This window comes from Psychrobacter sp. UBA6739 (genome assembly GCF_002453835.1).
Classification (GTDB): Bacteria; Pseudomonadota; Gammaproteobacteria; order Pseudomonadales; family Moraxellaceae; genus Psychrobacter; species Psychrobacter immobilis_A.
Genome location: NZ_DKHR01000053.1, coordinates 103944 through 110002 on the forward strand (window position 1 = coordinate 103944; position 6059 = coordinate 110002).

Below are 6059 nucleotides of genomic sequence, written 5' to 3' on the forward strand. Positions count from 1 at the left end.
CCTTTTTACATGCTCAGCTTAAGTTTTAAGTATTAGCTCATTAAACCCCGACACTTAGCAGCCAAGTTTGCCTTCTGCTGCCAAGGCTTTTTTGCTACGAATCGGTGCAGGGCAGTCTTCGCCGTAATATTGACGATCGGCAAAGTAGCTTGAGCGTACCATTGGGCCTGCCCAAATGTTAAAGAAGCCGATTTTTTTACCATAGTCCATATAACGCTGGAACTCATCTGGATGGACGTAACGATCGACAGGCGCGTGGTTTTTACTGGGTTGTAGATACTGACCAACCGTAATCATATCCACATTATGTGCCTTTAAATCGTCAAGTAGCGCATAAATTTCTTCTTCAGTCTCACCAAGACCGACCATAAAACCACACTTGGTCGCGATATCAGGACGGCGCTCTTTATAGAGCTTGAGCAAATCTAACGAATGCTGATAGTCAGAGCCTGGACGGAACGCTTTATACAGGCGAGGCACGGTTTCGATGTTATGGTTAAAGACATCTGGCGGTGTTTCAGTTAACAAGTCTAGCGCGATATCCATACGACCACGGAAATCAGGCACCAATATTTCAATGAGGCAATTCGGGCTAAGTGCGCGAGATTCATTGAGCACTTCAACGAAATGCATCGCGCCGCCATCTTTTAGATCGTCACGATCCACAGAGGTGATTACCGCATACTTAAGCTGCAAACCTAAAATAGTCTCGGCAGTGTGACGCGGCTCATCTGCATCTAGCTCATTCGGACGACCATGACCGACGTCACAGAACGGACAGCGACGGGTACAGATATCACCCATAATCATAAAGGTCGCGGTGCCATCAGCGAAGCACTGCGGCAGGTTAGGGCAGGCCGCTTCCTCACAAACGGTATAGAGCTTTTGCTCGCGCAAGGTGGCTTTGATACGATCTACTTCAGCGGGCGAGGACATTTTAACCCGAATCCAATCTGGCTTTTTCTTGGCCTCGATGGTCGGAATCACTTTAATTGGGATACGGGCAACTTTATCATAGCCACGTAGTTTTTCGCCTTGGATGGCTTTTTTAGGTTTGACCTTAGCAGCAGGCACATGTGTTTGTACGGCAGTTGTCATAATAAAGTATCTCTTAACCCTTTATAGTATAAGGGTTTATGGAATTATTAGAATGTGTTGTGAGTGAGGACATTATAGCAGAAACTTAGGGGCTAATTTTCAATGAATAATGTTTAACTGATCATTTTGAGGTGGATCATTAAGGCTACTATGGTTTGTCTCGCAACCATAGTTTTAAATATCTATATCAATATCCAACTCATTCAGGATTTCTATGGCAGCACGAAACGCTTCTTGAGTAGCAGGTGCCCCGCAATAAGGCAAGCTGTGCATTAATACTTCTCGAATCTCAGCGACACTTGCGCCATTATTGATGGCACCTCGAATGTGCCCTTTTAGCTCAGTGGGGCTTTTTTGCGCAATTAAAAAAGCGATGGTGATTAATGAGCGATATTTGCGTGGCAATACTGAGTCATCTTGCCATGTGCTGCCCCAAGCGTGCTCAATAATCCAGTCTTGTAATGGTTGGGTAAATCCAGTCGTGCTGTCAAGCGAGCGTTTGACATGTGCCTCACCCATTACTTCGGTGCGAACTTTCAGACCGTTTTGATAATTAGCGTTGCTCTTTATATGGCTGTTTTCCATATGGCTGTTTTCTCTATTTTTGTTTTCCATTGCACTACTATCCATATCATCATCCTTAATGTTTATTCGTTTAGTATATGGTTAATAAAAGCTGTTTTTTCAAGCGTTATTTTTCTAAGTGATATTTTCTCTAAGCTATCGTATCAAGATGATATTTTATCAAATAATATCCTACAAAGCGTCTAGCAGTCACAGCGTATTTATTTACTCATAAATCGAGGGGTGCTTGACTAAAATGACAAGCTGTATATCGATTGTGCAAGGCTGCTCAATCATATTGTTGATGGTACTATTTATATAATAAATGTTCAATATGAGCCCTTTATAACCGCTTTATGAGCCTTTTAAAGGCTGAGCCATTAACATTTAGGGCGTTTTAAGCTATGATTGCACCAATAATTATTCCATCTAGTATATAGACGCAGGCGGTCATGCTGACTACCCACGTAATGTACTAATACTCCCAACTGACGAGGACGACTATTGTGTTAGAAGCTTATCGTAAACATGTCGAAGAACGTGCTGAGCTAGGAACGGTTCCGCTACCATTGAATGAAAAACAAGTAGCAGAGTTGGTTGAACTACTAAAGAATCCACCAGCAGGCGAAGATGCGTTCTTGATGAACCTGCTAGAAAACCGTATTCCTGCTGGCGTTGACCAAGCGGCTTACGTTAAAGCAGCGTTTTTAGCAGCGATCCTTAAGGGTGAAACCTCTTCACCACTTATTAGCAAGCAAAAAGCCGTTCAAATCCTAGGCACGATGCAAGGTGGCTACAACGTTCAACCATTGGTTGCGGCACTGGATGACGCGGAAGTAGCACAAGATGCTGCTGAAGCGTTGAAAAAGACGTTACTGGTGTTTGACGCGTTCAATGACGTGACTGAAAAAGCAGAAGCGGGCAATGCTATCGCTAAAGAAGTGGTTCAATCTTGGGCTGACGCTGAATGGTTCTTGAACCGTGATGCTGTACCAGAAAAGACGACTTACACGACGTTTAAAGTGACTGGCGAAACCAACACCGATGACTTGTCGCCTGCTCAAGATGCGTGGAGCCGTCCTGATATCCCGTTGCATTCATTGGCTATGCACAAAAACTCTCGCGACGGTATCACTGCTGACGAAGAGGGCGTTGTTGGTCCAATGAAGCAAATCGAAGCACTAAAAGAAAAAGGTCATCCACTTGCTTATGTTGGTGATGTGGTTGGTACGGGTTCTAGCCGTAAGTCTGCGACCAACTCAGTATTGTGGCTCATGGGCGATGATATCCCTAACGTGCCAAACAAACGTGGCGGCGGTCTCGTATTAGGTAACAATATCGCTCCTATCTTCTTTAACACCATGGAAGATTCTGGCGCATTGCCAATCGAAAAAGTAGCCGTTGATAACCTAAACATGGGTGATGTGTTTGACATCTATCCTTATGAAGGCAAAATCACTAAGCATGATTCAGATGAAGTGTTGTCTACGTTCAAATTGAACTCACCAACATTGCTTGATGAAGTTCGTGCTGGTGGTCGTATTCCATTGATCGTTGGTCGTGGTTTGACCAATCGTGCTCGCGCATACATGGGTCTTGGACATTCAGATATCTTTGCTAAGCCAGAAGAGCCAGTTGATACGGGTAAAGGTTTTACCCTTGCACAGAAAATGGTCGGTAAAGCTTGTGGTCTAGAGGGCGTACGTCCGGGCATGTACTGTGAGCCTAAAATGACGACTGTAGGATCGCAGGATACGACTGGTCCGATGACTCGTGATGAGCTAAAAGATTTGGCTTGCCTAGGTTTCCAAGCAGACTTAGTCATGCAGTCATTCTGTCATACGGCGGCTTATCCAAAGCCAGTTGACGTTGAAACTCAGCACACACTACCTGACTTTATCATGAACCGTGGCGGCGTAAGCTTACGTCCAGGTGATGGTATCATTCATAGCTGGTTGAACCGTATGCTACTTCCAGATACCGTCGGTACTGGTGGTGACTCGCATACTCGTTTCCCAATGGGTATCTCATTCCCAGCAGGTTCTGGTCTAGTAGCATTCGCAGCAGCGACTGGTGTTATGCCACTTGATATGCCTGAATCTGTCCGTGTCCGCTTCGTTGGCGAACGTCAAGCTGGTATCACGTTGCGTGACTTGGTTCATGCGATCCCTTATCAAGCGATCAAAGAAGGTCTATTGACCGTTGATAAGAAAGGCAAAATCAACGAGTTCAATGGTCGTATTTTAGAGATCGAAGGTCTAGAAGACTTGACCGCTGAGCAAGCATTTGAGTTATCTGATGCCTCAGCTGAGCGTAGTGCTGCTGGTTGTACCATCACTTTGTCTGAAGCATCAGTGACTGAGTATTTAAACTCAAACATTACACTACTTAAATGGATGATCTCAGAAGGCTATGGCGATGCGCGTACGATTAGCCGTCGTATCGAGCAGATGCAAGAATGGCTAGCAAACCCAAGCCTATTGCGTGCTGATGCTGATGCAGAATACGCCATCGATATGACTATCGATATGAGCACTATCAAAGAGCCTATCCTTTGCTGCCCGAACGATCCAGANNGCTGCGGGTAAACTGCTACAAGACGTACCAGCAGGTAGTTTGAAAACTCGTCTATGGATTGCGCCGCCGACTAAGATGGATGCGCGTCAGTTGATGGAAGAAGGTTACTACAACATCTACGCGCAAGCCGGCGCTCGTACTGAGATGCCAGGTTGTTCACTATGCATGGGTAACCAAGCACGTATCGCACCGAAGTCTACGGCGGTATCAACCTCAACTCGTAACTTCCCGAACCGTCTCGGTCAAGGTGCTAACGTATACCTAGCTTCTGCAGAGCTTGCAGCCGTAGCAGCGGTACTTGGTAAATTGCCAACCAACGAAGAATATCAGCAGTACGCTGGTATGCTTGATAGCATGGGCGAGGAAGTGTATCAGTACATGAACTTCGATCGTATGGATTCTTATACTGAAGAAGCCGACAAAATTAACGTTGCTCAATTGACCTAATCTTGGTTCAAATTTAAGCCAAACGTTTTTAAGTTTTAAAGAAAAACCCTGTATCGTCATGATGCGGGGTTTTTTGTTATGTTACAAGTTCAAAAATATTAATAAGTCTTTGCAAACTTTTATTGAGTAATTATAATGTAAGCTGCTCATTAATTCTTAATCAGCGACTTTCACCTTTAGAGACTAAAAATGACAAATCCGATAGAAAGTAGAAGTATGCTTGATAAAGCGACGCCGCCACCTTTGAATAACTCTGTAATGAATAATAATCATAGCGCTGAAGCAAACTATGGCATCATCGACTGGTTCAAAAAAGGCTTGAGAAATTATACCAATTTCTCTGGTCGCGCAAGGCGCAAAGAGTATTGGTATTTTTTTCTAGTACAGATGGGAGTGGTCATCATTGCTATGATACTAGATGCCATCATATTCAGCTCAGAGACAGGTTTATTTTATATAGTCGCAGCGCTGGGTTTATTTCTGCCTGGGCTTGCCGTGACTATCCGCCGCTTACATGACACGAGCCGCTCAGGATGGTGGTTTTTGATAGGCGTTGTCCCACTGATAGGCTCCATTATACTACTGGTATTTTTAGCAAGCGATACCAAGCCTGAAATCAATCAATGGGGCCCGCCAGCAAAATAATCCGTTTGAAAACAGGTGCCAATCGTTAATAGAATTGCTTATACCTGTTTACAAATGTGATAACTGATTTTTTAACCTATCTTCTGTATAATACAAGGGCAGGCGGAAACCGTGGCTCTGTACTGAATCTATCTTTTCTATCTCGGGACGGACCGATACTTTGATAGGCACTTTTTTGTTTACGCTTAAGTGCTTTGGAGTCTTGGTTGATTACTTTATCCCCACTCAAACGTCGTATCGTCTATGTGACTATTTTCGAGCTTATCGCTATCATTTCTTCTACTTTCGTATTGATGAAGCTGAGCGGTAGCGACGCGGCAGAATCCTTACCAGTTGCTGTGATGGTCTCATTTGCAGCGGTGATTTGGAACTTCTTATACAATACAGCTTTTGAAGCGTGGGAACGTCGCAAGCAGGTGGCAAAGCGTACCTTACTCATTCGCAGTGCGCATGCTTTAGGATTTGAAGGTGGATTGGTGTTGATTTGCTTACCACTTTATATGATTTGGTATGATGTTGGCTTAATCAAAGCTTTTATGATGGAGGCGGCGTTACTGCTATTTTTCTTGGTTTATACCTTTATTTTTACCTTGGGTTTTGACAAGATATTTATCTTACCGCATTACTATAAAAACGTCTCTGCTTCTTCATAAATACAGAGATTAATCGTATTAAATGACCCAACAAAAAGGCTGCTATTAGATTAGGCAGCCTTTTTGATGATAGTG

General features: G+C 43.9%; 4 protein-coding genes and 1 pseudogene. 3 read left to right on the forward strand and 2 right to left on the reverse strand.

Going from position 1 to position 6059, the window contains the following annotated elements:
* Positions 1 to 54: 54 nt before the first annotated feature.
* Both lipA and B2575_RS11590 read right to left on the reverse strand, forming a co-directional pair.
* Entirely contained in the window at positions 55 to 1098 is a 1044-nt protein-coding gene (gene lipA, locus B2575_RS11585; protein ID WP_296242175.1) for a lipoyl synthase, read from the reverse strand.
* A gap of 174 nt (positions 1099 to 1272) precedes the next feature.
* On the reverse strand, positions 1273 to 1683 hold the full coding sequence (locus B2575_RS11590) for a carboxymuconolactone decarboxylase family protein (protein WP_201502426.1): 411 nt from the start codon (positions 1681 to 1683) through the stop codon (positions 1273 to 1275).
* Between the two features lie 485 nt (positions 1684 to 2168).
* Here B2575_RS11590 and B2575_RS11595 point away from each other — a divergent pair.
* The 3 genes and pseudogenes from B2575_RS11595 to B2575_RS11605 all read left to right on the forward strand — a co-directional run bounded on the left by B2575_RS11595 (position 2169) and on the right by B2575_RS11605 (position 5984).
* Positions 2169 to 4686: pseudogene (locus tag B2575_RS11595) on the forward strand (bifunctional aconitate hydratase 2/2-methylisocitrate dehydratase).
* 189 nt (positions 4687 to 4875) lie between these two features.
* Positions 4876 to 5331: a DUF805 domain-containing protein gene (locus tag B2575_RS11600; protein WP_296242177.1), complete on the forward strand. Its 456-nt coding sequence runs from the start codon at positions 4876 to 4878 to the stop codon at positions 5329 to 5331.
* 206 nt (positions 5332 to 5537) lie between these two features.
* A complete protein-coding gene (locus B2575_RS11605) occupies positions 5538 to 5984 on the forward strand; it encodes a PACE efflux transporter (protein WP_296242179.1) in 447 nt (148 codons plus the stop codon).
* Positions 5985 to 6059 lie beyond the last annotated feature (75 nt).